Annotated in this window: 22 protein-coding genes; 5 read left to right on the top strand and 17 right to left on the bottom strand. The window is 72.6% G+C overall.

What is annotated here, in order from left to right; translation table 11 throughout:
• Nucleotides 1-163: 163 nt before the first annotated feature.
• From FMEAI12_RS28730 to FMEAI12_RS28705, 6 genes are all read right to left on the bottom strand, one after another.
• Complete coding sequence (locus FMEAI12_RS28730; protein ID WP_112108541.1) at nucleotides 164-601, bottom strand: hypothetical protein; 438 nt, start codon at nucleotides 599-601, stop codon at nucleotides 164-166.
• Between the two features lie 101 nt (nucleotides 602-702).
• Nucleotides 703-1,089, bottom strand: a complete 387-nt coding sequence (locus FMEAI12_RS28725; protein WP_165938694.1) for a TadE/TadG family type IV pilus assembly protein — start codon at nucleotides 1,087-1,089, stop codon at nucleotides 703-705.
• Nucleotides 1,090-1,173: 84 nt separating this feature from the next.
• Nucleotides 1,174-1,419 (bottom strand): hypothetical protein, encoded by a 246-nt coding sequence (locus FMEAI12_RS28720; RefSeq protein ID WP_071064611.1) that lies wholly within the window; start codon nucleotides 1,417-1,419, stop codon nucleotides 1,174-1,176.
• Nucleotides 1,420-1,468: 49 nt separating this feature from the next.
• Complete coding sequence (locus FMEAI12_RS28715) at nucleotides 1,469-2,485, bottom strand: type II secretion system F family protein (RefSeq protein ID WP_071064609.1); 1,017 nt, start codon at nucleotides 2,483-2,485, stop codon at nucleotides 1,469-1,471.
• Nucleotides 2,486-2,531: 46 nt separating this feature from the next.
• Complete coding sequence (locus tag FMEAI12_RS28710) at nucleotides 2,532-3,392, bottom strand: type II secretion system F family protein (protein ID WP_071064603.1); 861 nt, start codon at nucleotides 3,390-3,392, stop codon at nucleotides 2,532-2,534.
• A complete protein-coding gene (locus FMEAI12_RS28705; RefSeq protein ID WP_112108539.1) occupies nucleotides 3,392-4,678 on the bottom strand; it encodes a CpaF family protein in 1,287 nt (428 codons plus the stop codon). Before FMEAI12_RS28705 ends, FMEAI12_RS28710 begins: the two co-directional genes overlap by 1 nt.
• Before the next feature lie 658 nt (nucleotides 4,679-5,336).
• Here FMEAI12_RS28705 and FMEAI12_RS28700 point away from each other — a divergent pair.
• A complete protein-coding gene (locus FMEAI12_RS28700; protein ID WP_112108521.1) occupies nucleotides 5,337-6,977 on the top strand; it encodes a PAS domain-containing protein in 1,641 nt (546 codons plus the stop codon).
• 76 nt (nucleotides 6,978-7,053) lie between these two features.
• Here the strand turns inward: FMEAI12_RS28700 and FMEAI12_RS28695 are convergent, their stop codons facing one another.
• The 6 genes from FMEAI12_RS28695 to FMEAI12_RS28670 form a co-directional block, all read right to left on the bottom strand.
• On the bottom strand, nucleotides 7,054-8,676 hold the full coding sequence (locus FMEAI12_RS28695) for a hypothetical protein (RefSeq protein WP_112108520.1): 1,623 nt from the start codon (nucleotides 8,674-8,676) through the stop codon (nucleotides 7,054-7,056).
• A gap of 446 nt (nucleotides 8,677-9,122) precedes the next feature.
• Nucleotides 9,123-9,614 (bottom strand): hypothetical protein, encoded by a 492-nt coding sequence (locus FMEAI12_RS28690; RefSeq protein ID WP_020463276.1) that lies wholly within the window; start codon nucleotides 9,612-9,614, stop codon nucleotides 9,123-9,125.
• Nucleotides 9,615-9,637: 23 nt separating this feature from the next.
• Nucleotides 9,638-10,873, bottom strand: coding sequence for a patatin-like phospholipase family protein (locus FMEAI12_RS28685; protein WP_112108519.1), 1,236 nt, complete (start codon nucleotides 10,871-10,873; stop codon nucleotides 9,638-9,640).
• 194 nt (nucleotides 10,874-11,067) lie between these two features.
• Entirely contained in the window at nucleotides 11,068-11,565 is a 498-nt protein-coding gene (locus tag FMEAI12_RS28680; RefSeq protein WP_020463278.1) for a transcriptional regulator, read from the bottom strand.
• Nucleotides 11,566-12,147: 582 nt separating this feature from the next.
• Entirely contained in the window at nucleotides 12,148-13,470 is a 1,323-nt protein-coding gene (locus tag FMEAI12_RS28675) for a chromosome partitioning protein (protein ID WP_020463279.1), read from the bottom strand.
• On the bottom strand, nucleotides 13,467-14,243 hold the full coding sequence (locus tag FMEAI12_RS28670; RefSeq protein ID WP_112108518.1) for an SAF domain-containing protein: 777 nt from the start codon (nucleotides 14,241-14,243) through the stop codon (nucleotides 13,467-13,469). Before FMEAI12_RS28670 ends, FMEAI12_RS28675 begins: the two co-directional genes overlap by 4 nt.
• 434 nt (nucleotides 14,244-14,677) lie before the next feature.
• Between FMEAI12_RS28670 and FMEAI12_RS28665 the strand changes: the two genes are divergently transcribed.
• Nucleotides 14,678-14,914, top strand: a complete 237-nt coding sequence (locus tag FMEAI12_RS28665) for a helix-turn-helix domain-containing protein (protein ID WP_020463281.1) — start codon at nucleotides 14,678-14,680, stop codon at nucleotides 14,912-14,914.
• An 86-nt stretch (nucleotides 14,915-15,000) separates the two neighbouring features.
• Here FMEAI12_RS28665 and FMEAI12_RS28660 read toward each other — a convergent pair whose 3' ends face one another.
• Complete coding sequence (locus FMEAI12_RS28660) at nucleotides 15,001-15,570, bottom strand: hypothetical protein (RefSeq protein ID WP_112108538.1); 570 nt, start codon at nucleotides 15,568-15,570, stop codon at nucleotides 15,001-15,003.
• A 270-nt stretch (nucleotides 15,571-15,840) separates the two neighbouring features.
• Here FMEAI12_RS28660 and FMEAI12_RS28655 point away from each other — a divergent pair, with 270 nt between their 5' ends.
• Together FMEAI12_RS28655 and FMEAI12_RS28650 are read left to right on the top strand one after the other, a co-directional pair.
• Nucleotides 15,841-17,019: a LysM peptidoglycan-binding domain-containing protein gene (locus FMEAI12_RS28655; RefSeq protein ID WP_112108517.1), complete on the top strand. Its 1,179-nt coding sequence runs from the start codon at nucleotides 15,841-15,843 to the stop codon at nucleotides 17,017-17,019.
• Between the two features lie 80 nt (nucleotides 17,020-17,099).
• Complete coding sequence (locus tag FMEAI12_RS28650; protein WP_112108516.1) at nucleotides 17,100-17,849, top strand: Rv3235 family protein; 750 nt, start codon at nucleotides 17,100-17,102, stop codon at nucleotides 17,847-17,849.
• A 102-nt stretch (nucleotides 17,850-17,951) separates the two neighbouring features.
• Here FMEAI12_RS28650 and secA read toward each other — a convergent pair whose 3' ends face one another.
• A complete protein-coding gene (gene secA / locus FMEAI12_RS28645; protein WP_112108515.1) occupies nucleotides 17,952-20,933 on the bottom strand; it encodes a preprotein translocase subunit SecA in 2,982 nt (993 codons plus the stop codon).
• Nucleotides 20,934-21,253: 320 nt separating this feature from the next.
• Between secA and FMEAI12_RS28640 the strand changes: the two genes are divergently transcribed.
• The gene (locus FMEAI12_RS28640) at nucleotides 21,254-21,904 is read left to right on the top strand and encodes a GNAT family N-acetyltransferase (protein ID WP_235014714.1); all 651 of its coding nucleotides are present in this window, start codon (nucleotides 21,254-21,256) and stop codon (nucleotides 21,902-21,904) included.
• Between the two features lie 90 nt (nucleotides 21,905-21,994).
• Here the strand turns inward: FMEAI12_RS28640 and FMEAI12_RS28635 are convergent, their stop codons facing one another.
• The 3 genes from FMEAI12_RS28635 to FMEAI12_RS28625 form a co-directional block, all read right to left on the bottom strand.
• Nucleotides 21,995-22,708, bottom strand: coding sequence for a response regulator transcription factor (locus FMEAI12_RS28635; protein WP_018505454.1), 714 nt, complete (start codon nucleotides 22,706-22,708; stop codon nucleotides 21,995-21,997).
• A gap of 149 nt (nucleotides 22,709-22,857) precedes the next feature.
• Nucleotides 22,858-23,631 carry a ribosome-associated translation inhibitor RaiA gene (raiA, locus tag FMEAI12_RS28630; RefSeq protein ID WP_112108514.1) on the bottom strand — a complete coding sequence of 258 codons (774 nt, stop codon included), beginning with the start codon at nucleotides 23,629-23,631 and terminating at the stop codon, nucleotides 22,858-22,860.
• A 553-nt stretch (nucleotides 23,632-24,184) separates the two neighbouring features.
• Nucleotides 24,185-25,087, bottom strand: coding sequence for a ComF family protein (locus FMEAI12_RS28625; RefSeq protein ID WP_112108513.1), 903 nt, complete (start codon nucleotides 25,085-25,087; stop codon nucleotides 24,185-24,187).
• Nucleotides 25,088-25,620: the final 533 nt, after the last annotated feature.

Raw genomic sequence — 25,620 nt, 5'->3', positions numbered from 1 at the left:
TCCAGCAGGCACCCCAGCAGTAATCCCCACCGATCCCACCCACAGCCCGAAGATCAGAACTCGGCGTGGTAGCCGACAGCCATCCACCACGCCGACCGCAGTTCACTCCCGCGGCGAGCGCAGTGCCACGAGACCCGGAAGTCCCGAACCAGGAAAACACTGGTCAGGCACCCGACCTGTCGGCCCGGTAGGCGTCGATGACCACGGTGAACTGGCCGTTCACGGTTACGTCGGCGAGGCCGCCCGCGACGGCGCCCACCCCGGGCAGGTCGACGTGCGCGCGGACGCACACGACGAAGCGGGCGCCTGGTTCGAGAGTGGCGGCGCCGTCACCCGGGTTGCCCGCGCCGCAGTCGGCTCCCTGCGGGGCGAACCTGACCTCGGGCGCGCCGTCGATGCCCTGGTCGGTGAAGGCGAGCTGGGCGGCGAGCCGGGCGCGTTCGAGACCCGCGGTCTCGCTCTGCGAGGTCGCGAAGGCGCGCCCGGCCTCCCGGGCAGCCTGCGTCACGCCGAAGGCCGAGCGCTGGACGGCGAACACGGCCAGAAAGAGGTAGACGAACGGGATGAGGAGCACGATCGAGAGCCCGACAAACTCGATCATCGCCGAACCCTGATCGCGGTCGGCACGCCCCGCGACGTTCGTCAGGTCCGCGGCGTGCGCCGGGCCCGCGGCGTGCGTACCGGCGGCGGTCGGTTCGGGCGTCACGGGGTCTCCTTGACCGCGTGGCCGGTCACCGTCACGGTGACGCCGTCGCCGAGTGGGACAAGGCTGAGCGGCACCACGACCGTGCAGGTCACCTGGACCAGGGGGATGTCACCAGGGCCGACCTCGTCCTGCCCCGTGCAGACGGTGTCCGCGCGGCCGGGGAGCGTCTCGGCGATGAGCCGCTGGGCGTAGGTTCCGCCCTCGCTCGCCGGTACCTCCAGGTTGGCGGCGTGGCGCGCGCCCTCGGCGGCGTCCGCGGCCAGGGTGTTGCGCACGTGCAGGACCAGCCCGACCTGGATGACGCCCAGGATGAGCATCAGCAGCAGCGTCCCGACCAGGACGAACTCGACGATCGCGGACCCACTGTCACCGTCACCGGTCACCCGATCCGCGGGGACGTTCGGGACGGCCGGCCCGCCCCAGCGCCACGGGAACCGTGGCGGCCACCTGCGCACAGCCGCGATCGTTCAGTCGCCGGCGATGCCGGTCACCTGTTCGATGGCCGAGGTGAACAGCGTCTGCAGGGCCGGCGTCGCCAGGGTGGCGATCGCGACCACCAGCGCGGCCGTCATGACGGTCACCATCACCCAGCCGGGCACGTCCCCGCGGTCGGCCCCGCGCAGGGCCAGCCGCTCCCGCCGCGCCGCCCAGCGCGACACCGCTCGTGCCGCGACCCAGCCGCCGTCCCGGGCCCTCGCTCCGAACTTTCTCATGGTCCCCTCCCTCATTTCGATCTGATGCCGCTCGATCTGATGCCACAGGTCACTGCGCGATCACCGTGAAGCTGACGAGCGCCGGGTAGAAGGCGAAGATCACCGTCGTCGGCAGGATGAGGAAGACCACCGGGATCATCATCGCGATCTCCTTGCGCCCGCCCGCCTCCAGCAGCTGACGCTTGCCCGCCTCGCGGACGTCCACCGCCTGCGCTCGCAGGACGTCCGCCAGAGGCGTGCCGCGCTCGATCGCGACGGCCATGCCGTCGACGAACCTGGCCAGCGGCGGCAGTGACGTGCGGGTGGCGATGCCCTCCAGGGCCTGCACGAGCGAGGCGCCCGCGTGCGCGTCGGCGAGCGCGAGCCGCAGCTCGGTTCCCAGCTCGCCGTGGGTCAGGCGGCTGACCCGCTCCAGCGCGCCGATCGCGGACTCCCCCGCGGTGACGGCGAGCGCCAGCAGCTCGGCGACGGTGGGGAACTCCATGAGCATGCGGTCCTCGCGCTCGCGGATCGCCCGGGTGAGCCACCAGTCCCGCGCCAGGATCCCGCCGGCGGCGCCGGCGACCACCAGCGCGATCCCGACAAGGGCGGGCGGCCCGACCCCGAACAGCGTGCGCATCGCCAGGACGAGGGCGCCGAGCAGGGCACCGGCGACCGCGCAGATCACCTGCTGCACCCGGAACTCCTCGACGGGGGTGCGCCCACCAGCCTGGACGAGCCGCCGGTTGAGGGCCACCCGGCCGCCGAGGAAACCGTCGAGGCGGCGGGCTGCGTCCTCGACGAACGGTCGGACCAGCGCCTCCACCGCTCCGAGCCCGAACCGCCCCGCCGTGCCTCCCGCCATGATGGGACGTCCGCCCGCCGGGCCGGAGGAATCCGACTCGGAGTGCCCGCCGCGCCGGGCGCCGTCCGCCAGCAGGCGCGACGGGACCGGCGTGTCGCGCAGGTACGGGTCGAGTCGATCGGCCAGCCGCACCTTCCGCGCGGGTGGCGACCGGTAGATCACGATGACGAGACCGACGCCCAGGACGAGCCCGAGCAGCGCGCCCGCGGCCACCGTGCTCACCGAGCCGCCCCCGGCTCCCAGCCCACCCGTCCGTCCGAAGATCCACTCATGGCCGCAGCACCCGCCCCTCCTCGGGCAGGCGCCCGATCCGCTTCATGAGCACGTACGCCAGGACGGAGACCCCGGCGCCACCGAGGAGCACCAGCACCCCGGTGGGGCTGTCGTAGGCCTGGATGTTCTCGCCGCGACTGGCGAGCAGCAGCAGGACGATCCACGGCGCCGCCATCGCGAGGCGGGCGGCGTTGACCGTCCAGGCCTGGCGGGTCTCCAGCTCCGCGCGGGTGCGGGCGTCCTCGCGCAGGAAGGTCGACAGGGTGCGCAGCAGGCGACCGAGGTCGGTGCCGCCGACCTCTCGGGCCATCCGCAGCGACTCGATGATGCGGTCCGCGACGGGATCGGCGAGATCGTCGGCGAGCCGGTCGAGGCAGGTCGAGAACGAGCCGGTCGCGCGGTAGTCCTCGCCGAACCGGGTGAACGCCGGGCGCAGCGGCGCCGGCCCGCGGACGCCGACCGCGGCCAGCCCCTCGGGCAGCGACATGCCGGCGCGCACGGCGCTGGCGAGGTTGTCGACGACGTCCGGCCACAGCTCGCGCAGGTCGTGGATGCGGGCCCGGCGCCGGCGCAGCACGAGCTGGCGCGGCAGCACCGAGGCGAAGGCGGCGAAGGCCACGGCCAGCGAGAACGTGCCGGAGAAGACCAGGATGACCAGGCCGGCCACCAGTCCCAGGGCGGCGCTGATGAGGACGAACTGGTGCGCGGTGACGCCGCGGATCCCGGCCTGGGCCAGTGTCTCGCGCAGGTTGCGGGCCCAGGAGGCCTCGGCGCGCGCGCCACCGGCCCGCGGACGCCCGCTCGCCACGATCAGGAAGAGGCCGAGACCGAACAGCAGGCCGAGGAAGATGCCCATCAGCGCTCGACCGCGATCTGCGCGTACGCCCGCTCGTGCTCGCTGGGAGCGAGCAGCGCCGGCAGGTCGAAGCCGGCGCGCAGGTACCGCTCGGGATGGGGCGGGAACCCGTCGGCGCGTACGAGCATGTTGCCGCGGGTCCGGAAGATCTGGGCGACCTCCACCGTGTCGCCCTCGGTGCGGCCCGGCAGCGCGGCGATCTCGGTGACCCGCCGCCGGCCGTCCGCCTCCTTCGACAGGTGAACGACCAGGTCCACGCTGGAGGCGACGGTGGGGACCACGAAGGAGTGGGTGACGTTCTCGCCGGCCAGCAGCGGCAGGGTGCACAGCTTGGTCACCGCCTCGCGGGCGGAGTTGGCGTGCAGACTACACATTCCGGGCAGGCCGGAGTTGAGGGCGATGAGCAGGTCGAGCGCCTCCTCCTGGCGCACCTCGCCGACCAGGATCCGGTCCGGGCGCATCCGCAGCGCCTCCTTGATGAGCCGGCGCAGCCGGATCTCCCCGGTGCCCTCCAGGTTCGCCTGCCGGGTCTGCATGGCCACCCAGTCGGGCGCGCGCAGCCGGAGCTCGAAGACCTCCTCGACGCTGATCACCCGTTCCCGGGCGGGGATGGCGGAGCCGAGGCAGTTGAGCATGGTCGTCTTCCCGGCCTGGGTGCCGCCGGCGACGATGACGTTGAGGCCGGAGATGACCGACGCCTCCAGGAACATCGCGGCGTTCGGTGTGATCGTCCCCAGGGCGACGAGCTCGTCGAGGCTGCCGGCGGACAGAACGAACTTCCGGATGTTCACCGACCAGTGCACCCGGGTGACGTCCGGGATGACGACGTGCAGGCGGGAGCCATCGGGAAGCATGGCGTCGACGAACGGGGTGGAGAGGTCGACCCGGCGCCCGGACGACTTCAACATGCGTTCCACCAGGTCCTGCACCTGGTCCTGGGTGAGAATCGTGGTGGTCAGCTCGCTGCGCCCGTGCCGCGCGACGAACACCCGGCCCGGCTCGTTGATCCAGATCTCCTCCACGGCCGGATCGTCGAGATGGCGTTGAAGCGGCCCGAAACCGGCGACGGCGTCGTAAACCGAACGAGCGGTCGCATCCCGGTCGACGACGGGTGGGAGATCACTGGTGAGCGCACGTTCCTCGTAGTCGACGAGAACCGCGTCCACAAGTTGACGAATGAGGACGGGTTCCCGCTCCGGGTCGAGGGAACGCCGCCGGATCAGTTCACGGACCTCTCCTTCCACGTGAGAGGTCGCGTCCGGCCAGTTCCCGCGTGCTGCCGCCACGGAGAATCGCCGCTCCTCTTCCATATTCACGCGGCCAGCCCCCCACGCTTCGGACATCAGCTACGAAGCGTAGGAAGCGGGTCACTCGACATCAACCCTTCCAAGCAGGTACGCAAGCAACAACGTTCGCACAACCTCGGACGGCCGTCGGCGCCGGGTCGGACCACTACCAGCCACGCAGCGCGCGAGATCCCACCACCCATCGAGGGGGCAACTACCCTCTGTAACCGATCTTCGGTGTCACTCTCGGCGCTGGTGTCCGCTCCGCGGTGGCCCACCATCCCCTCCCGGCGGGTACCCGCGACCGCCGCGGCCCTGTCCCGATGAATGGATACGGAAATCAGATCGGCGCCGAAACGCCGACCGCGTGCGCCACCATCGATGCGCCGAAGCGGTAACCTGCCGGCGGTCAGAAACCCGTACGTCGCACCACCACACAGGAAACCGACAACGCGCGGTCCGCGCCGACCGGTGGAACTCCCCCACACCACCTTCCAGGTCGCCGACCGCCGCCGACGCCTGCCTCGGGGGTCATTCACGTGCCCGGTCAGCCAACGTCCCGCCCCACCGAACGCCCACCGGGCACAGCTGTTCCATCGTCACCACCCATACCGGCCGCGATGCCGGCCCCCCGACCGACGCCTTCCCGGGACCTGCGATGAACGCCGACCACGACGCGAACCCCGCCGATATGTTCGCAACCGCATGGGACGTCTTCCGGCGAATTGTCGACAACTGCCCGGTCGGGATATTCACCGCAGATGTCTCAGGCCGGCACGTCTTTGTGAACCGGCAGTGGTCCGTGCTGACCGGAGTTTCCCGGGACAAGGCGGTCGGGCGAGGCTGGGAACGAGCCGTGCATCCGGAGGACGTCCGGGCCGTCACCAGCCAGTGGCGCCAGCTGGTCACTGAGGGTGACGAGTTGACGGTTCAGATCCGGCTGCTCCGTCCGGACGGATCCGCCCGGACGGCGATACTGCGCGCTGCGGCCGTCGTCGGTGAGAACGGCCACCGCCGCTTCGCCGGAACCCTCACAGCCGTGCCGGACGACAGCGCCTCCGCTCCCACGGGTATCCCCGCCGACGGTCTGGACGCGGTGGCGTTCGAACGGGGATCCGGGTCGGCGCTCGGCGAGCAGGGCTCCGCGGCGCCGGAGACCGCCGGGATCGACTCGCCGATCGGTGACGACCTCGACGACCTCGGCAGTCTGTGCTCGGAAACCATCGAGCTGCTACGTGACGAACTCGAGCGCTTCGACGTGGTCACCGACGATCTCTGGTACCCATCCGACGGCGTCAGCGACCACGACAGACCGGGCTGGGCGGTGCCCGCACCCCGCCGCCCGCTGTCCGCCGAGTTCGATCCGCCGTTCGTGGACCCGCCGTTCGATCGGCCCTTCCCGGAGCCACCGTTCAAGGACCCGTTCAAAGAGCCGCCGTTCGCGGAGCCGCCGTTCACCGGGCAGCTGCCCGGCCCGGCGCGGGCCCGGTCGACCGGGCCGGGCTCCACCGGTCCGGTGGTGAACGGCGGACGGGACGGCGCCGACCCCGCAGGTGCCGACCCCTCTCGTGCTGACTCGGCCGGCGCTGACGGACAGGGCTTTCCCTCGTACGTTCCCCGTTCGGGGTCGGCCCGGGGCGGCGCCCTGCCGCCCGGAGCCGAATGGCGGGCGGCGGTCAGCCCGCACGGAGCACTGCCGGGGCCACCACCTCCGGTGCCGGGCCGCGCGCCGGAGGCTGGCGGCCGGCCGCCGGGGGCCTTCTGGCGCCCGGTACCCCCGCAGCGGTCGGAGCCCCTGATCACGGGGCCACCCGGAGCCCACCATGCCAGCGGCGACGGTGCGTGCGGGTGCGTGCTCTCCGAGGTCCGGCGGCTCTCCGACGCCTGTCATGAGCGCGAGCGCTGGCTGACCACACTGCTGGCCGAGCTGCCCTCGGCAGTCCTCGTCGCGGACGCGGACGCCCAGGTGGTGGCCGTGAACCAGGCGTACTGCGACCTGTTCGAACTGGCCGAGTCGCCGGTGGACCTGGTCGGCACGGACTGCCGGACGCAGATGCGCCCGATACCGGGCCTGGTGGAGGACCCCGCAGGCTTCGCCAGCCGGCTGGACACCCTCCTGCGTCGGCGCCGTACGACCCGCCGCGAGGCCGTCATGTTCGCCGACGGCAGGGTGTTCGAACGCAGCCACATCCCGCTCGCGGGACCGAACGGCTACCACGGCCACCTGTGGCTGTACGTCGACGTGACCGATCGGCGCATCGTCGAGGCCGAGATCGAGGGTCTCATCTCGGGGCTCTGACCAGCCGCCAACTGACGGGACGAGTGGGCTCGGGCGTCGGGGCCCACTCGTCCGGTGCGTCGGTGCGAACGGCGCCTCAGGCCAGGCCGCTGTGGTGCCGGGCCTGAAGGTCACGCGCCTGACCGACCCAGTCGTCGGTGACGATCCGATCGCCGAACCCGTCCAGCTTCTTCGCCAGCCGGTCGACGTCGGTGTCGCCCATCGTGGCCAGCTGGCGGAACGTCGTGATGCCCAGGACCCGCAGCCGCGACTCGGTCACCGGCCCGACCCCGACGATCTCCTTGAGGTTGTCGGTGGACAGCACGGGCTCGGCCGGGCCTCCCCACGACGCCCCGGAGAGGTGGAACCGGCCCGCCGACTCGGGACCCGCGTTCCATCCGCCGGCGAGCGTGCCCACCGCCGGGCGCCCGGTGACGCCCGCGGAGGCCGCGGCGCCGACCAGCGCCGCGCCGATCAGTTCGAGGTCGTCGTCACGGGACCCCGGGATGACATGGACGAACGGGCCGGCCTCGAAGGCTCCGGGCCCCGTGGAGGTCAGGTGCTCCGCCTCGATCGACTCCCTGGCCCAGGTGAGCTCGACCGAGGATGATGCCGGCTCCTCCTCGGTCGGCTCCACCTCAACCGGCTCGACCTCGACCGGCTCCTGCTCGGTCAGTTCCTGCTCGGTCAGTTCCTGCTCGGCCGGCGCCTCGTGCACCGCGTAGACCTCCTTCGGCTCGTCCGCGACCTGGTCCGTCTCGCTCTCGGCCTGAACGGGCTCGACCGTTGCGATGGCCTCGGGCTCATCAACGGATACCGGGGGGAGCGATGCCGCCGGCCGAGTCTCCTCGGCCTCGGCGATCCGGGCGAGGAGCTTGATCCGCTCTGCCGCCCACTCGGCCTGGTGCCGGTCGAGGCGGGTGCTCATCGTCGCGACCTGCCGCTGCGCCGCCTCCGCGTCGGTGCGGACCATGGCGAGCCGGGAGGAGAACCGGGCCGCGCGCGACTCCGCCTCCTCCAGTTGCTCACGCAGCCTGACCGTCTCCCGGGCAAGGTCGGCGACAGTTGTGACATCACCGTGGTCGGCGAGTGCGGCTGCGTCCGGGGTGACGGGGGCGTCCTCCGGCTGGGCGACGCCGGCGGTGCCCGCGTCGACGGCCGGTGCCGCGTGCAGCGCCGCTTCGATCTCACCGATCCGCGCCTGCGCGATCGCGACCTGGTACTCGGCCGCCGCGACTCGCTGCTCGGACTCGATGGCCTGCTGTTCCGCGGCGGCGAGCCGGGCCGTCAGGCTCGCCTTCTCCGCGGCCCACCGCTCCTCCTGGTCACCCAGGCGCGCCATCAGGTCGGCGAGATCCGCTTGTTCGACCCTGGGCGCCAGCGGCGGCCAGGTGTCGTCGTCGAGAGGCTGCCCGAACCCGGCATTCGTCTCGGTCACAGGGTCGGCTGCAACGAGGTCGGGGTGGCGCGCGCCCCGGTCGCTGTCGACGCCGGGATCACGCGCGGGCGCGCCGCCGGATCGACCGGGGGTGGAGGCCGAGGTGGCGCCCCCTCCTGCCGACTCGCCCCGAGCGGCCCGCGCCCGGGCCGCCCTGGCCGCACGGGCCTGCGCGGCCTGCTGGCGCCGAACCGGCGCGGCGAGGAAGACCCAGGCGAGCGCCGCACCGACGATCATCGCCAGCAGCACGAATACCAGAATCTGCCCAGCGAGATAGAGCACGGTTCACCAGCCTCCTACGTCACGCCACAGATGCACCGAGATCAAGGAACGCACGACGGAACGCCCACGTCGACCCCGGGGAAGCCGCGGAACACGCGACGGACCAGCCGAAACCGGACCATGCACACGCTCCGCAAGACGAGCTATTGGGTGAGCAACCAGCTCAGCAACAACACTATTCGGTGCGTTGATCGATGCCCGCCGCGGGGAGTCATGGGCAACGTGAGGACGACAAGTCACCTCAGACCCGCCGCCTCGTCACCCACTTACGACAACGCCCGACCAACAGATCTCGTCAACTCATCTTCTCTACATCAATCCAACGACAAACATCGCCTCTTGGTTGTTGCCCGATTGTCATCACGCCGACTCCGGCTCGTCCCGCAACGACGTCCTGCGTGGGTGTTAGGCGTGGGTGTTGGGTGTACGCGGGCCCGCGGGCCCGGTCAGAGCAGGTCCGGCAGCTCCTGCGTCGCGAACCAGAGGAGCTCGAACCCCTCCGCGCCGTCGACGACGAAGGCCGCGTCGTCGCTGCCGAGGTCGGCCTCCAGCACGGCCGCGACGGCGGCCCGCACCGCGGCCTGGGCCTCGGCGTCCGACGGGTCGTCGGAGTGAACGGCCCGGACGGCGGCCAGCGGCACCGACTCGAGGACCTCGACCGCGCCTCGATCCAGGTCGTCGCGAACGCGCACCAGCCGCTCGTCGACGTCCGCGGCGAAGACGAAACGCCGCGGCGGCGACTCGGGGTCGGCGTCGAGCAGCCGCAGGCTCGCCCGGGCCGCGTCCTGCAGCGCCGCGAACTCCATCTCCTCGACGTCGGACTGGCTGTACCACTCCCGCACGGCGGGAGTGACCGCGAACGCCATGCCGGGTGGCACCTTCCGCTCGTGCAGCACCGCGCGGGCGGCCGTCAGCGTTGAGGGAAGGTAGACACGCATGTGCCCAGTGTGGCAACCCGCTGTCAGCCGACCAGACCGAGGTCCGCCTTCTGGTCCGCGGCGGTGGTCGCCGCCGCGCGGCCAAGTGCCTCCCGGCCACCGGCGCGACGTCCCGGACCGCTCGCGGTGGCACCGGAGTCACCCGGGCCAGCCGTTGTTCCCGCCGTCGCTGTTCCCGCCGCCCGCGTGGCGCGGATGGGACGGGTGGGGCGCGTGTCGGCGCCGAGCGCGGTTCGCAGGGCGGCGGCCGAGGTTCGCAGCGAGGTCTCGAACACCTCCGCGCGGCGTGTCAGGTCCATGACGTTCCCGCCGATCACTTCTAGATCCTCCGGACCCGGGCACAGCGCTGTCACCCGGGTGCCGGCAGCCTCCAGCAGCTCGATCTCGCGGGCCAGCCGTCGCGTCGCGGCCCGGCGCACCTGCCGCTCCACCCGGGCGATGGCGCCACGCGGGCGGTCACTGTCGAAGGAGCAGGCCGGCGCGAGCACGAGCACCTCGTCCAGTTCCTCCTCGACCAGCAGGTCCAGGGACGCCGGTGATCTGGTGCCGCCGTCCACGAAGCGCCGGCCGGCGATCTTGACCGGCGCGTACCAGCCGGGGATGGCGCACGAGGCCATCACCGAGTCGGGCAGGGCCGCCCGCGGCGCGTCCGGGGAACCGAAGAGCACCCTGCCGCCCGAGTCGAAGTCCATCGCGACGACGCGCAGCCGGGGGGACCGCGGCCAGCCGTTCGCCGCCAACGAGACGGGCTGACGTCCCCGGCCCGCGCCGGGGGGCACCGCGGCCGAGCGCTTGGCGGCCAGCGCGTCCAGCGGATGCTCGATCCGGGCGGCCGTCTCGGTCACGAGATCACCGATCGCGGCGATCTGGCCACGGCCCTGCGGGAGCAGCGCCGCCAGCGCGACCATCGGCGTCGCTTGGCGGGGATGCAGAGCGGTCGTGGTCAGCAGCCGCGGCGAGCCCATCCGCATCCGCGGCCTGGGCGGCAGGGACGCTCCGAGATCGCGGTAGTCCAGCACGGGGTAGCCCGGCTCGAAGATCCCACGCTCGGAATTGACCATCACGTCCGCGCCGACCCCCAGGCCGAGCAGCGCCGCGATGACCGATCCGGCGGATGTCCCGAGTACCAGGTCGTGATCCCGGACGTCGATGGCCTGTTCGGACTCGACGGCCCACAGTGCGCCGATCATCCAGGCTGAGCCGAGCACTCCGCCGGCGCCAAGCACCAGCCCCCTGCGCGAAGCCCGCTTCCTCGGCATTGCGTCACCTCCCGACGCGGTGCACCCGGCCACGCACACGGGTCGTGGTGCGCGTACGACACCGATGTCGCCGCTCCCGCGCGCGGGCCGTCCGCGCCCCATCAGGTACAACCGGGCCGGCCCGGCAGTTGTGCCGGCCCGCAGCCCGCCCCGGCCCGCGTCGACGCGGGGTGCCGTGGCCGGCGCCGCGATGCCTACTCCGGCGGCTCGCTCTCCTCGGGGAAGCTGGTCTCGAGCACTCCCCAGGCCCGCAGCCGCTCGGCGAACTCCTGTGGCGTCGTGTCGTGCAGCAGGGCCAGGGCCCGGACGTCGCCGTCTCGGATCGACAGCACATGCCCGGCGTAGTCGTCGCGCTGGCGCTGAATCTGCGCGACCCATCTGCGTACCAGTGCGGACGAATCGGGCGGCGCCTCGGCGAGCTTCTCCAGATTCAGCACGGTACGGGGCCTGCGTTCCCGCGGCGGCAGCTGATCCTCATTTGGTAGGAGCGCTGACACCGGAACACCGTAGAAACCGGCGAGCTCCGACAACTGATGAACGCTGATCATTCTGTCGCCGCGCTCGTAGGAGCCGACCGCGGCGGTCTTCCACCGACCGCGCGACTTCTGTTCGACGCCCTGCAGCGACAACCCCTGCTGGATCCGGATTGCCCGCAGGCGACCACCCACGGCCTTCGCGTACTCCCGGCTCACCCGACACACCCCCAGCCGTCTCGAACGAGCATCGACGTGCCCCCGTCACCACGCTGAGCTGGGTGGCGACGTTACACGCACACACTAACTTAACGTCCCCGAAAGCAACGGTTCACCATCCGACAGGTCATTGATGCGGATCGCGGCGAGTCCGCCACTCAGGCTGGATACGATTTGCACGATTTGCAGCAGGTCGCTCACCGCTGGACGTGGTTCCCAACCCCCTTATCACCCAATGCCAGGGCTTCGCCACTACTCGCGGGGAACCGTTCGACAATTCGATGCCCCCGAATCGCTCCCCGTAACCGCAGCGGGCGCAGACCGCCGCCGCCGAGGGCCACCGAATGTCACAGCAGCCATAGCTGGACGGACGAAATCCCCCGGACTGGGCCAAATGTCACCTGAGAGATTCGTGATGCCAGTTAGGCACACTCCGGAGGAACGACTTCCGGAGACCGCCCACGGCCGGCGCGTCGGGGCGTGTCGGGACGACACGCGAGGAGCCGGGCGGGGCCGAGTGGGCCGGACCTGAGGCGCGCCGGGCTGGGGCACGCCGGCTTGGGGCACGCCAGGCTGGAGCGGTCAGCGCTGAGCGCGGCGCAGCGCGGAGCGCCGGCGCCGCCCCGAACCGGACACCCCCGCCAGGAGCGCGGCCAGATCCCGCACCGCAAGCCGGGCCGGCGATGCCGGGGCGATGTCGCGCAGGAGCTGACCGGACGCGGCTGCCGCGTCCAGGCCCGCCAGATCGTAGGGGACGAGCGCCACCGGCTCGCGGCCGGTGTGCCGGGCCATCGCCCGCGACACCTCACGACGCGGGTCACCGCCCACCACCGAGCCCCGCAGCTTGTTGACCACGATCAGCGGATCGACGTGCGGAACCACCTCCCGCAGCTCCGACAGCCCACGGACGAAGCGAACCAGCCCGACCGGCTCCGCGGACGCGACGGCGAGCACCGAGTCGGCCGCGCCGAGCACGGCCAGTGTGGCGCCGTTGCGCCGCGGCGCGGCCGTGTCGAACGACAGCTCCTCGTCCGTCTCCAGGCAGAAGCCGCAGTCGACGATCACGAACGACGCGAGCCGGCGCGACAGCGCCAGCACCGTCTCGATGGAGGCGGGACGCAGCTCCGGCCAGCGGGACGGCCGCGAGATACCCGGCAGCACCCGCAGACCGCCGCCGAGATCCCGACACAGCACCGCCAGGCGAGGGACGTCCAGCAGGCCCTGGTTCGCCGAGCGCGCGGCTGCCGCGAGGCCCGGCGCCTCCTCGAGCAGCCCGACGTGCTGGCCGACCGAACCGCCGTACGAATCCGCGTCGATGAGCAGGGTCGGGGTGCCGAGAGCGGCGAGCTCGGCGGCCAGGCCCAGCGCGATCGTCGTGCGCCCCGGCGAGCCCACCGGCCCCCAGACCGCGAGCACCCGGCCCTCACCGGGCTCGCCGGCCTCGGTCTGGTCGGCCGCCGGCACCGCCGGGGCGAGTGGGTCGAAACCCATCAGCGGCTCGCTGAACGCCGCAGGCAGCGCGGGCGGACCGGCGAGGTCGGCCAGCGCGCGCGACGCCTCCACGACCGCACCCGCCACCGCCTCCGCGGTCGCGTCCGCCGGGATCACCGCGACGACGCCGAGCTGGCGCAGCCGGCGGTCGGCGTCCTCGTCCCCCGGCGCGATCAGGCCCACGACGGCCACACCGGACGCCGCCAGCCGCACCAGGGCGTCCCTGTCGAGGCGGCGCAGATCGGCCGACAGCAGGGCGGCCCGGGCGGCCCCGGTCGTCGCGGCGGCAAGCAGATCGGGCAGGTCGACACACCGGCGGACGACCGTCACACCGAGATCACGACGGTCGAACGCCGAGACGAGGCCGGCCTCGACCACCGAGTCGGTGACGGCGGTCAGGATCGGCAGGCTCACCGACCGTACCCCGGAGCGGAGGACGGGCCGCCCGATCCGACCTCGCCGCGGGCGTCCCGCTCCAGCTTCACGACGTCGACCCGCTCGCTCTGCGACGCCGCCACCGCCCGGATGGCGTCATCCACCGGAACCCGCAGGGACAGCGACCGGTCGCCGCTGTTGAGCCTGTCCTGCGCGACGAACTCGACGTCGTGCAGCACCTGGATCTCGACGCCCGCGCCGGCCACGGCCTGCCCCTCCTGCGCGGGCTGCGCCGGGTCGCCGCCTGTCTCGGGCGGCGCGGCGGCTCCCGGCTGGTACACGAAGACGTCCACGTGATCGCCGGGGGACAGGTCGGGGACCCGCCCGGCCTTGACGATCACCGGGACGAGCCTGGTCGCGGCGGCGCCCTCGCCGGCGAAGTCGGCGCCGCTCAGGAGCTCGCCCGAGCTGACCGGACGGGCCAGGGTGGCGCCCAGGAGTTCGCTGCGACGGTCACCGGGGTAGTAGCGGTCCGACGTCGCGCCGTCCAGGTGGGCGGTGGCCGTGGTCAGGTCGCCGTCGACGACGATGTGGCCGGCCGGCAGGTCGGCGGCGGCGACCACCCACTGCCTGGTCCGGTCCGCGGTCGCGAACAGGCGCGCGCCGGCGACGACGGACACCAGCACCAGCAGGACGCCGATCAGCAGCCGCGAGTCGCGCCAGCGGCGGCGCCCGAGCCTGCGCGCCGGGGGTGACGGCGGCACCGGGGGGGTCGGCTCCGGTCGCGCCGGCGCGACGGTCAGCTCGGTCACCGGGCCCTCCTCACTCCTCGCCCGCGGCGATCTTCACCAACGGTCGTCCTCACCGGCGGCGGCATGTGCCGTGCCGGCGACGTCCTATGACGGCCACCGAAGAACACACCCCGGTCGCAGAGCGTACGTGGCCGACGATCCCGAACCCAGTCGAAACGGTGATACAGCATCAAGCCGTCACCGTCGCCGCGTTACGGCCTTTCCCCACATAGGACGCCTGGCTGGGCCCCGGCGATGCGCGGCGGCGGCGACGGGCATAAGGAGGTCGCCCGCCGGCCGCGCGCGTCTGGGCCTGGCGGCCGGTACCGGTTGCCGGTCCCACCGATCGGTATCGCGAGCAGTTATCCACAAGCCGAGGCATTCGAACGCGATGCGAGGCGGGAAGTCTGATACACAGGTAAGACGCGCCGACCGTCACCGGAGAGGAGGCGTTGATGAACGACCGCTTCCTTCAGCTCAGCGACGTGGCAGAGATCCTCAACATCTCTGCCAGCCAGACGTACGCTCTCGTTCGCTCCGGTGAGCTGCCCGCCATCAAGATCGGCGGGCGGGGCCAGTGGCGGGTCGAGCGCAGCGAGCTCGAGGCCTACATCCAACGCGCGTACGAGCAGACCCGCGCCTTCGTGGCCGCCAACCCGATGAGCCGCAACGAGACCCTGCCCGAGGACTGACCACCCCGAACACCCGCACCCGGGCCGGGCGTCTGGACGTCCGGCCGTCGGTCGCCGGGGTTTCAGCCGCGCCGGTCGCCGTGGGCTCAGCCGCGCCGGATGAACGCGAGGCCCTCGAGGGGCACCGTCCAGCCGGAGCGCACCTCGCCGCGGCGGGCGAACTCGCCCAGCGGATGTTCGGCGAGCTCGACGAAGTCCGCGCCAACGCGCAGCAGCGTCCCGGTCAGCTGCCCGCCTCCGAGCAGGGCGACCGCGCAGGCCGCCCGGTCGCGCACCAGGCCGCGCAGCACGTGGCGCAGGTCGAGCCGGGCCGCGAGACGGCCCTCGTGCCCAGGCTGCGCCGACACCGTCGGCAGGCCGCGCACCGCGAGCAGCGACGATCTCGGCACCAGCACCTCCGCCGGGCCGGACTCGGACAGCAGGAGCCAGTCGACCCCGAGCGCGGTGAGCCGCCCGGTGACGGCTGCGGGGCCGGCCGTCGGCCCGCCCCGCAGCAGGCATCTCACCTCGGCGCCCACCGCCGGTCGCAACCGGTCGAGCAGCCGGAGGTAACCGGCCTCCCGCCGCGTCCGGTCAGCGATCTCCGCTTCGAGCTCGGCCGCCTCGACGGCCTCCCACTGCAGCTCAAGATCGGCGAACAGGTCCTCCCAGCGCATCGCGGCGCCAACCTCCATTTCTACAGGTCAACCGTCACGACCCCGATCAGACGAAGCAGGACGGATTGACATACGCCTTTCGGCGGGTTACACAAGCAAACGTAACCAAACGGCCTCTGCCGTAGTTCGGCTCCCTGACCCCGAGCCAATCCGGAGGCCGACATGGCTACCGATAGCAGCCATGCCGCCCATGAGCGATGTACCCCGACACAGCCGGTACATCGCCCATGGCCGGCACCGCTCCCATACCCGGACGGACGGTCACCAAAGATGATCTCAGGGGCGCGGCGGGACGCGGCCGCCAGGGTGGGCAGCGCCGTGCTCGCCCTCGGTGTCGCGGCGGTGCTGATCCTGCTGGGCCCGCGGCTGACGGACCTGCCGTCGAGCCCCGGCGACATCCCCACGTGGTTCGCCGACGAGCCGGAGCTGGCGTTCGCCAACTGCCTCGGCATCATCGCCTGGATCTGCCTGCTGTGGCTGTGCGCCGGAGTGGTGCTCGGCGTCCTGGCCGCGCTGCCGGGCGCGGCCGGCCGGGTGTTCGCCGCGCTCGCCCGCCGGGTCCTGCCCAGCGCGGTGCGCCGGATCGTCGAAATCGGCCTCGGGGTGACCCTCGTGGCCGCGAGCGTCAGCCCCGTTCTCGGCGCCAGCCCGGCTTCGGCCGCCACCGGCCCGCCCGCCGCCACGGCGTCGGCGAGCGTGTCAGCGGACGCTTCGGCGGGCGCCCCGGCTATCGGGCCGACGGGCGGGCCGGCCGCGTCCCAGCGCGGCTGGCCCTACCTGGGCCACCCCGACGCGGCGTCCGGCGCCGGGCGTGGCCTGCCGGACGACGTCCAGGTCGTGCCGATGACCCCGGTCAGCGCGGCCGATCCACCCACCCGTGCGCAGCAGCCGCCGGATCCCGCCACGGCCGCCCCTGACCCCGGCGCCGCGCCCACGGACCGATCGGCCACGGCGACCGCGCGCGGATGGCCCTTCCTCGGCCATCCCGACCGGGCCGAGCACACCGATCAGCCGGGCCAGGCCGGCCAGCCGTCCAGCGCCAGCACGCCACGGCCCACAAACCCGACCCCAGGTGCACCGGCCCCCAGTGCGCCGAGCACCACCGCTCCGACGCCCGCCGCCGCAGCGCCCAGTGCTTCCGCGCCTTCCGGCAACGGCGGGGGTGATCCCCTCGTGCCCTCCGCGCCGCTCGGCACGGGCACGCCGGGCACGGCGCCCGGCGCATCCCCGGGCACTCCCCCGACGAATCCGGGCGCGGCCGCGGAGGTCGTCGTGCTGCGCGGAGACAGCCTGTGGACGATCGTCGCCCGTCACCTCGGGCCTACCGCCACGACCGATCAGATCGCGGCCGAGTGGCCGCGCTGGTGGTCGGCGAACGCCGACGTGATCGGGCCCGACCCGGATCTTCTTCTTCCCGGCCAGCGGCTCCTGCCGCCGCCCAGTCCCTGACCCCGGCTACAGCCACCTGCCCGGCCCAGGTCCCTCGGTGCCTGGGCGATGACGCCCCACCATCCCCCGAAAGGTCCGCCGTGACCGCGACGACCGCCCTGACCCTGCCCCGTCGCCTGCGTCCCCATGTCGCCACAACGCCCCGGTTGATGCCCGTGCGTCCCATCGACCCGCCCTACGACGACGAAACCGTCTCACCCGAGCAGACCGCGCCGGCCGGGCGAGCCCCGGGAACCGACCGGTCCGCGGGTGCCCGGTATTCACGAGTAGCGGCGCCGACCACCACGCCAAACGCCCCGTCGACCGCCATGGGCGCGCCGGTCAGGACGGTGTCCCGCGCCGAACGCGGCGCCGCCCGCCACCTTCTGCCGGACCAACGGACCCTCCCGTGGCCGCGGCCCGCCCGAACGACCCGCACGCCGGCGCGCCAGTCGGCGGACGGTGCCACCGCGGCGGACGGCGCCACCGCCGCCGCGGTGGCACCGCGGCTCGCGGCACGGGCACCGACGGGCCCGGGGACGTCACCGGACCCGCGCCGGACCGCGGCCGTCGTCGTACGAGTGATCGTCGAGGTGTTGTCCGGAGCCCGCCCGGCCGCGCATCTGGCCCCCTGGAGCACGGCCGCCCTGCAGAGCGACTTCCAGCGGACGGCCTCGTCCCTGGCCACCCGCCAGCCTTCTCAGGTGCGCAGCGTGCGGGTCAGCGAGCCGCTGCCCGGGGTCGCGGAGGTCAGCGCCGTGGTCAGCAGGGGTCCCAGGGTGCGGGCGCTCGCGCTGCGGATGGAGCACGCGGCCGGCCGCTGGCAGGTGACGACCCTCCAGCTCGGCTGATTCTCCAGCTCAGCCAACCGGCCAGCTCAGCCAACCGGCCAGAGGCGGGGCGGAGAGCTCCGGCGACGCACCCGCCCCACCTCTGGCTTTCCGGTGGTTCCGTCAGTCGTTGCGGCGGGCCGGATCGCCGTGGCAGCGCTTGTACTTCCGCCCCGAGCCGCAGGGGCAGGGCGCGTTGCGTGCCGGGCGGGCCGTTCCGCCCTCGCCAGCGCCGCGGGACACGCCGCCGCCGGCCGAGCGCGGCCCACCACCGCCGGCACGGGACAGCTCGGACCCGTTGTCGACGGTCGTCACCGTGGACGAGCCGCCGTCGACGGACGGCGCCGTGTAACGCAGTCCGCCGGTCGGGCGGTGCGGTTCGAGGCCCTTGACGAAGACGGGCGGCGGGGACGCCGGCACCGGGGCCGGCGGAGGCTCGGGAGCGGTCCGCGCGGGCTGCGCCGGTGCGGGCGCGGCCGGGGTGACCGGCGGCACCGCGCCGACGGACACGGAGCCGCGCTCGGCCGGGGCGGCCGGCGTGGGCGTCGTGCCGGCCGGGGCCGCGGGCGCTCCTTCGGGCGCGGTGCCGCTCTGGTCGGTGTCCCGCCCCGCTACCTGCACCTCGACGTTGAACAGGAGGCGGACCGACTCCTCCTTGATGCCCTCCATCATCGTCTGGAACATGTCGAAGCCCTCGCGCTGGTACTCCACGACCGGGTCTCGCTGCCCCATCGCCCGCAGGCCGATGCCCTCCTGCAGGTAGTCCATCTCGTAGAGGTGCTCACGCCACTTGCGGTCGAGTACCGCGAGCACCACCCGGCGCTCCAGCTCACGCATGACGGCCTCGCCGTCCGGCTTGTCGCCGAGGTCGGCCTCACGCCGGTCGTAGGCGTCCTGCGCGTCCGCCTGAAGATCCTCGAGCAGAAGGTCGGAGGTCAGCCCCTCGCGGTCGTCGGTGCCCGGTGCGTCGACGCCGACCGGGTAGAGCAGGCCCAGGCCCGACCAGAGGGTTTCGAGGTCCCACTCCTCCGGGTACCCGTCGGCCGTCGCGCCGCGCACATAGCCCTCGACGGTGTCATCAACGAAGTGGCGAACCTGCTCGTGCAGGTCGGCGCCCTCCAGGACCTTGCGGCGCTCCTCGTAGATCACGGTGCGCTGCTTGTTCATGACTTCGTCGTACTTGAGGACGTTCTTGCGGATCTCGAAGTTCTGGCCCTCGACCTGGGTCTGCGCGGAACGGATCGCGCGAGTCACGATCTTGGACTCGATCGGGACGTCGTCCGGGATGTTGAGGCGGTCCATGATGCCCTCGACCGCCGCGGCGTTGAACAACCGCATGAGGTCGTCACCGAGGGAGAGGTAGAACCGGGACTCGCCGCGGTCGCCCTGACGGCCGGCACGGCCGCGCAGCTGGTTGTCGATCCGGCGGGACTCGTGCCGCTCGGTGCCGAGCACATAGAGGCCACCGGCGTTGACGACTTCCTCGTGCTCGGCCTTGACCGACGCACGGGCCTTCTCCAGCGCCTCGGGCCAGGCCGCCTCGTAGTCGTCCGGGGTGTCGATCGGAGACAGGCCGCGCTGGCGAAGCTCCGTCTGGGCGATGAACTCGGGGTTGCCGCCGAGCATGATGTCGGTGCCTCGGCCGGCCATGTTCGTCGCCACGGTGACCGCGCCGCGCCGGCCCGCCTCGCCGATGATCATCGCCTCGCGCTCGTGGTGTTTGGCGTTCAGCACCTCGTGCCGGACACCGCGTTTGGTGAGCTGCTTGGACAGGTACTCCGACTTCTCCACGCTGGTCGTGCCGACCAGGACGGGCTGACCGTTCTCGTGCCGCTCGGCGATGTCCTCCACGACCGCGTCGAACTTCGCGATCTCGGTCTTGTAGACGACGTCGGCCTGGTCCATGCGAGCCATCGGCTTGTTGGTCGGGATCGGCACCACGCCGAGGGCGTAGATCTGGTGGAACTCGGCGGCCTCCGTCATGGCCGTACCGGTCATTCCGGACAGCTTGTCGTAGAGCCGGAAGTAGTTCTGGAGAGTGATCGTCGCCAGGGTCTGGTTCTCCTGCTTGATCTCGACCTTCTCCTTGGCCTCGATCGCCTGGTGCATTCCCTCGCTGTAACGGCGGCCGTGCAGGACGCGACCGGTGAACTCGTCGACAATGAGGACCTCACCGTCGGTGACGATGTAGTCCTTGTCTCGCTTGTAGAGCTCCTTGGCCTTCAGCGCGTTGTTGAGGTAACCGACGAGGGGGGTGTTCACCGACTCGTACAGGTTCTCGATGCCGAGCTGGTCCTCGACCTTCTCCACGCCGACCTCGCTGATCGAGACCGTCCGCTTGCCCTCCTCGACCTCGTAGTCGACGTCCCGCTCGAGCAGGGGGGCGATCCGCGAGAACTCGGTGTACCAGCGGGTCGGGTTGTCGGCCGGGCCGCTGATGATCAGGGGCGTACGTGCCTCGTCGATGAGGATGGAGTCGACCTCGTCCACGACGGCGAAGTGATGGCCGCGCTGGACCAGTTCCTCGGCGCTCCAGGACATGTTGTCGCGCAGATAGTCGAACCCGAACTCGTTGTTCGTGCCGTAGGTGATGTCGCACCGGTACTGCTGGCGGCGCACCGACGGCGGCATCTGGGGATGGATGACACCGACCGTGAGGCCGAGGAAGCGGTGGACACGGCCCATGTTCTCGGCGTCGCGCTGGGCCAGGTAGTCGTTCACCGTGACGATGTGGACGCCGTTGCCGCTCAGGGCGTTCAGGTAGGACGGCAGCGTGGAGACCAGGGTCTTGCCCTCACCGGTCTTCATCTCGGCGATGTTGCCCAGGTGCAGCGCCGCGCCGCCCATGATCTGGACGTCGAAATGGCGCTGGCCGAGCGTGCGCCGCGCCGCCTCGCGCACCGCCGCGAACGCCTCGGGCAGCAACGAGTCGAGGGTTTCCTCTTCGCTGGCCAGGCGCTGGCGGAACTCGTCGGTCATCCCGCGCAGCTCGGCGTCGGTCAGACCGGTGAAGTCGTCCTCGATGAGGTTCACCTGCTCGGCGATCGCCTTGAGCTTGCGCAGAATCCGGCCCTCACCGGCACGCAAGATCTTGTCTAGAACCACGGCGAAACTCCTCCGGCAGGCATGTCGGCGAGGCTCACCGACAACCAAGATGCTAGCCCCTCGATCGCCACCCACGGCCCGTCCTCGGACCGGCGGCGGCGCGCCGGGATCGGGAGCCGCGCACCGCGCCCAGGTCGCCGCGGCGTCTCCCTCCCCCGCGAGTACACAACGACCGAGCGGCGGCGCCCGTGCCCGGCCTGGCAACGCGCGCCGTGGCCCCCGGCCATCGTCGGAAACGTCTCGCGCCCACCACCGAATCGGGTGGCGACGGCGGACCGCGAGCACGCCGCCGCGGCCCGGGGTGCTGGCATCGTGGCGGTATGCGTTCCGACACCGGATCCGGTCCCGGCCCCGTCCCCGGCCCCTGGCTGCCCCCCGCGCGCCGGCCTGGGCCGGGCGCAGAGCGCGCCGTCCAGCGGATTCCGCTCGAGCCCGTCGAGATCACCGCGGGTGCGCTGCACCTACGTCCCTGGAAGGCCTCGGACGTCGACGCCGTGTGCGGGGCCTGTCAGGATCCCGAGATTCCGCGATGGACGCGGGTCCCCGTTCCCTACACGAGAGACCACGCGGAGGACTTCGTCTGCCGGCAGGCGCCGGAGGCGTGGGCGACGGCGACGGGCACGCCGCTGGCCGTCGTCGACGCCACCACCGAAGCGCTCCTGGCATCGGTGGCCCTGCAGGACCTGACCGACGAGGGGGACGCGGAGATCTCCTACTGGTGCGCCGCCGACGCCCGCGGCCAGGGCGTGGCCACCCGGGCGGCGGCGGCGCTGCTGCGTTGGGGGTTCGGCGCCCTTGGGCTGGAACGCGTCGAGTGGCGCGCGGCGGTCGGAAACCACGCCTCCCGCCGGGTGGCGGAGAAGCTCGGGTTCACCCTCGACGGCACGCTGCGCAGCGCGATCGTCCTGGGGGACGGCGTCCGCCACGACTGCTGGATCGGCACCCGGCTCGCCACGGACCCGCCCGTCTGACCGCCGCCCTGCGGCTCGCCAACGGATCCGGCTGACCGCCGCCGCGCGGCTCGGCGGACACCGACCGCGGGCCCGCCGGGCGCGAGGCCGTCAGGTGATCTCGAGCAACTTCTCCCGCACCGCGTACACCACCGCCTCCATCCGGGAGTGGAGCTGGAGCTTCTCCAGGATGTTCCGGATGTGGTTCTTCACCGTGTTCTCGCTGATGTAGAGCTGCTTGGCGATGTCCCGGTTGTTCAGCCCCTTGGCGACCAGGCGGAGGACCTCCATCTCCCGGTCGGTCAGCCGCGGTGTCGGGAGCTGCGGGCGGTCGTCCTTCGTCTTGATCATGGCTGCGAACTCGCTGAGCAGCTTGGAGGCCATGGACGGGCTGATGAGGCTCTGGCCGTTGTAGACCGCCCGAATGTCCGCGGCGACCTCGTCGATCGAGATCTCCTTGAGGAGGTAGCCCATGGCGCCGGCCTTGATGGCGTCAAAGAGGTCGGCTTCCTCGTCACTTATCGTGAGCATCACGATCTTCGCGCTGGGCACCTTCTCCTTGATGGCGCTCGTGGCGTCGATCCCACCGCGCCTGGGCATGCGGACATCCATCAGGACGATGTCCGGCGCCATCTCGGCGGCCATCGTGACCGCCTCCGCCCCGTCGGCGGCCTCACCGACGACCTCGATGTCGACCTCCTGCGCCAGGACCATCTCCAGGCCGCGCCGGAACAGGGCATGGTCGTCAACGATGAGCACCCGGATGGGATTCGCCTCCGATGGCGTACGCAGCGCCTCCTCGGAACGCTGCTCGTCCACCGTCATCTCCGACCTCCCCTGGAACCGCTCCCGCGGGGTTGTGCCCCCGGCGTCGCGACGCCGGGGGCACAACCCGTGGAACGTGCCGTGTGCACCGATGCCGGGAGTCCGACACCCAAGGCAAATGGTCCCACGCCGGCAGGGGGGATCGACCGTCACACGGCGGAAATGACCGCCGCCGTTCGTTCCCGGGCGCCGATCATGCTGTCTCCGGCCGCTCCCTCGAGCCGGATGACGCCGTAGTCGTAGCCGCATCGGCGGTACACGACGCTGGGCAGGCCGCTAGCGGCATCGAGGAAAAGGTAGAAGTCGTGCCCCACGAGCTCCATGTTCGACAGGGCGTCGTCGAGCGTCATGGGCGCGGCCGCGTGGGTCTTCTCGCGTACCACCATCGGCGAGTAGTCGGAATCGTCGCCGTCGCCATCGTCGGCCGTCGACCAGCTCGGCCGCTTCGCGCGGGTCTCGGATCCGACGGCGGCGAGGCCCGCCGCGCCGTCCTCGGCGCCCGGGACCGGCGGGCCGGCGGTGTCCGTCTCCGGCTGGCGGCCGGTCGGGACGGCGGGGATGTCCGGGACGGCACCCGCCCAGCCGGGAACCGGGTGGTTCGCACCCGCGTGGTTGGCGTGGTGGCGGACCCGCCGGTCCGAAGCGCGGCGCAGGCGCTCCGCCAGCTTGGCGGTAGCGCGGTCGAGCGCGGCGTAGGCGTCGGCCGCGGCGGCCTCCGCACGGATCACCGGGCCCCGCGAATACACGGTGAGCTCGACACGGTCGCAGGTGTCCGACAGCCGAGGGTTGTGTTCCTTGGAGAGTTCGACGTCGACCAGCATGACCTTGGAGTCGAGCCGCTCGAGCTTCGCGAGTTTGGCCTGGACATGCCTGCGGAACCGTTCCGGAACCGCGGTGTGCCTGCCCTTGACCACGATGTCCACGCGATCCACCTCCCGTTCACCTGGCCCGGCCGGCCGATCCGTGCGGGATCGACGCGACCGGCGAGTCGGTACCTCGGGCGGCCGTCGATGGCTGACCTCGGCGTGCCGAGGTCACCTCGTGTGCCGCCGTAGGTTGTCAACGTTCCTGGTGCAGTACCTGGTTGCAAATCAGCTGGTGCTGGCTTCTGGCGCTGCCGGACGGCTCCTTCCATGGGCGCGCCTCGCTGTCCGGTGACCACGGCATCGGCGGTGTTTCCACCGACCCGCCTCGCTCGGCTCCTTCCCCTCGCCGGTCGGGTCTATGCCGGAACGGCCCTACCAATATCGGGAGATTCCGGACCGGCATCCTGGGAGCGGCCGGCCGCGCCGTGAAGCCGGTCGGCGCGTTCCGAAGGCCCCGCCTCGCGCGCTCCTCGACCGGGCCGGCAGCCCCGGGACGGCGGCCCGGGACGGGGGGCCGTGCGCCGCGTCCGTCGCGTCGCGACGGTGGGCCGCACGCCGACCTCGTCCAGGACGACGGCACCGCGCCGAGCAGTGACGGTCATTGCCGGCATCAGCTTGTCGCCGTCGGCTCCGGGGGCGGAGCGCTCGCGCCCAGTGTCCCCCTTCCACCGCCCGGACGGCGGGCAATCCCGAAGGATGGCGCGTCGCGCCCGTGCTGGAGCGGTGTGGCGGCCACCGCCGCGCCGGCCGCCGGCGCCCAGCCGCCCGCGCGCAGCGCGCGCACCGCCTCCCGGACAGTCGCACCGGTGGTGACGATGTCGTCCACGACGACCGTGATCTCCCAGGGACGCGGCGAAGGCACGCCGGTGCGCAGCGCGAACGCCCCCGAACGGTTGCGTGACCGTGCCGCCGCCCCGAGGCCGGCCTGGTCGGCTCCGGGCCGCGACACCCGTAGCGCCGCGCTAACCCGCGCCCGGAGCCCGCGGTGGGCGAGGGACCGGGCGGCGACCGCCGCGAGCCGGGCGACGTGGTCGACCCCTCGGCGCCGCCGCGCCGCGGCCGTCGTCGGGACCGGGACGAGAAGTACCGGTGGGGGCCGGCGACCGCCGGGCGCGGCCGCCACCAGCGCGGCCGCCACCGCCCGCGCGAGCGCCTGGCCCAGCACGGCAGCGAGGTCGACCCGCCCACGCTCCTTGTAGGAGAGCAGAAGGACCCGGGCGGCACCGGTGTACGAGGCCGCCGCGAAGGCTGGGGGCATCGCCGGCCGGAGCGCCGGCTGTAACGAGGGACCACGTGGCCGGCCGGGCCGCTGGGAGTGGCTGGCCGGATGGTGGCCTCGCCGCCCCGGGCTGGCCGTGGGACCCGGGGCGGCGAGAACTGGGGGACCCGCCAGGGCCGCCGCGCAACGCGCACAGGCGGCCTCGCCGGGCCGGCCGCAGCCCGCGCAGGCGCGCGGCAGCACGAGATCCGCGAGGATCGTCAGGGCCTCGGCGAGGTGGCGGAAGCGGGTCACCGGACGAGAATGACCGGTGATCGACCGGCTTCGCCATCGCCGGACCCGAGTTGTGGACAGACAGCACCGCACGCGGCGGCTGTGGACGACGCGGGCCGGACCCGGCCAGACCGGCACCCGGCACGGGACACGGGACACGGGACACGGGGCACGGGGCACGGGGCCATGAACTGCCCGCTGCGCCGCACCGGCCACGCCGGCATCAGCGGCACCCGGCGCACATCGACGACGCCCGGCGCATCCGGACCGGCCCGTCTGCCAGACCTGCGCGTCCGCCCGGCACGGCGGTGGCCCGTCGCCGGGCCGGCGGCGGGCGATCGCCCCGCGTCGACAGGGCGCCCGGTCGGGAGGTGTCCGTACTCGGTCTGCAACGATGCGGTCGCCAGGAACGTTGGTCGACACGGGACGGCAACTAGTACAGGGAGACCACGATGACGGACGGAGCCGGTCAGACCCCTCCCGGCACGCCCGGACCGGAACAGCCCGGCTCGTGGGGTGCGCCCTCCCCGGGCCCGCAGCACCCACCCCCCGGT

The sequence above is a fragment of the Parafrankia sp. Ea1.12 genome (genome assembly GCF_900465275.1).
Lineage (GTDB): Bacteria > Actinomycetota > Actinomycetes > Frankiales > Frankiaceae > Parafrankia > Parafrankia soli.
This window is presented reverse-complemented; position numbering and strand designations above follow the sequence as displayed.

Excerpts from the sequence above, each read along its gene's own strand:
- FMEAI12_RS28730 (WP_112108541.1), bottom strand. The coding sequence starts at position 601 with ATGATCGAGTTTGTCGGGCTCTCGATCGTGCTCCTCATCCCGTTCGTC.
- FMEAI12_RS28720 (WP_071064611.1), bottom strand. The coding sequence starts at position 1,419 with ATGAGAAAGTTCGGAGCGAGGGCCCGGGACGGCGGCTGGGTCGCGGCA.
- FMEAI12_RS28710 (WP_071064603.1), bottom strand. The coding sequence starts at position 3,392 with ATGGGCATCTTCCTCGGCCTGCTGTTCGGTCTCGGCCTCTTCCTGATC.
- FMEAI12_RS28700 (WP_112108521.1), top strand. The coding sequence starts at position 5,337 with ATGAACGCCGACCACGACGCGAACCCCGCCGATATGTTCGCAACCGCA.
- FMEAI12_RS28690 (WP_020463276.1), bottom strand. The coding sequence starts at position 9,614 with ATGCGTGTCTACCTTCCCTCAACGCTGACGGCCGCCCGCGCGGTGCTG.
- FMEAI12_RS28685 (WP_112108519.1), bottom strand. The coding sequence starts at position 10,873 with ATGCCGAGGAAGCGGGCTTCGCGCAGGGGGCTGGTGCTTGGCGCCGGC.
- FMEAI12_RS28665 (WP_020463281.1), top strand. The coding sequence starts at position 14,678 with ATGAACGACCGCTTCCTTCAGCTCAGCGACGTGGCAGAGATCCTCAAC.
- FMEAI12_RS28660 (WP_112108538.1), bottom strand. The coding sequence starts at position 15,570 with ATGCGCTGGGAGGACCTGTTCGCCGATCTTGAGCTGCAGTGGGAGGCC.
- FMEAI12_RS28655 (WP_112108517.1), top strand. The coding sequence starts at position 15,841 with ATGATCTCAGGGGCGCGGCGGGACGCGGCCGCCAGGGTGGGCAGCGCC.
- FMEAI12_RS28640 (WP_235014714.1), top strand. The coding sequence starts at position 21,254 with ATGCGTTCCGACACCGGATCCGGTCCCGGCCCCGTCCCCGGCCCCTGG.
- FMEAI12_RS28635 (WP_018505454.1), bottom strand. The coding sequence starts at position 22,708 with ATGACGGTGGACGAGCAGCGTTCCGAGGAGGCGCTGCGTACGCCATCG.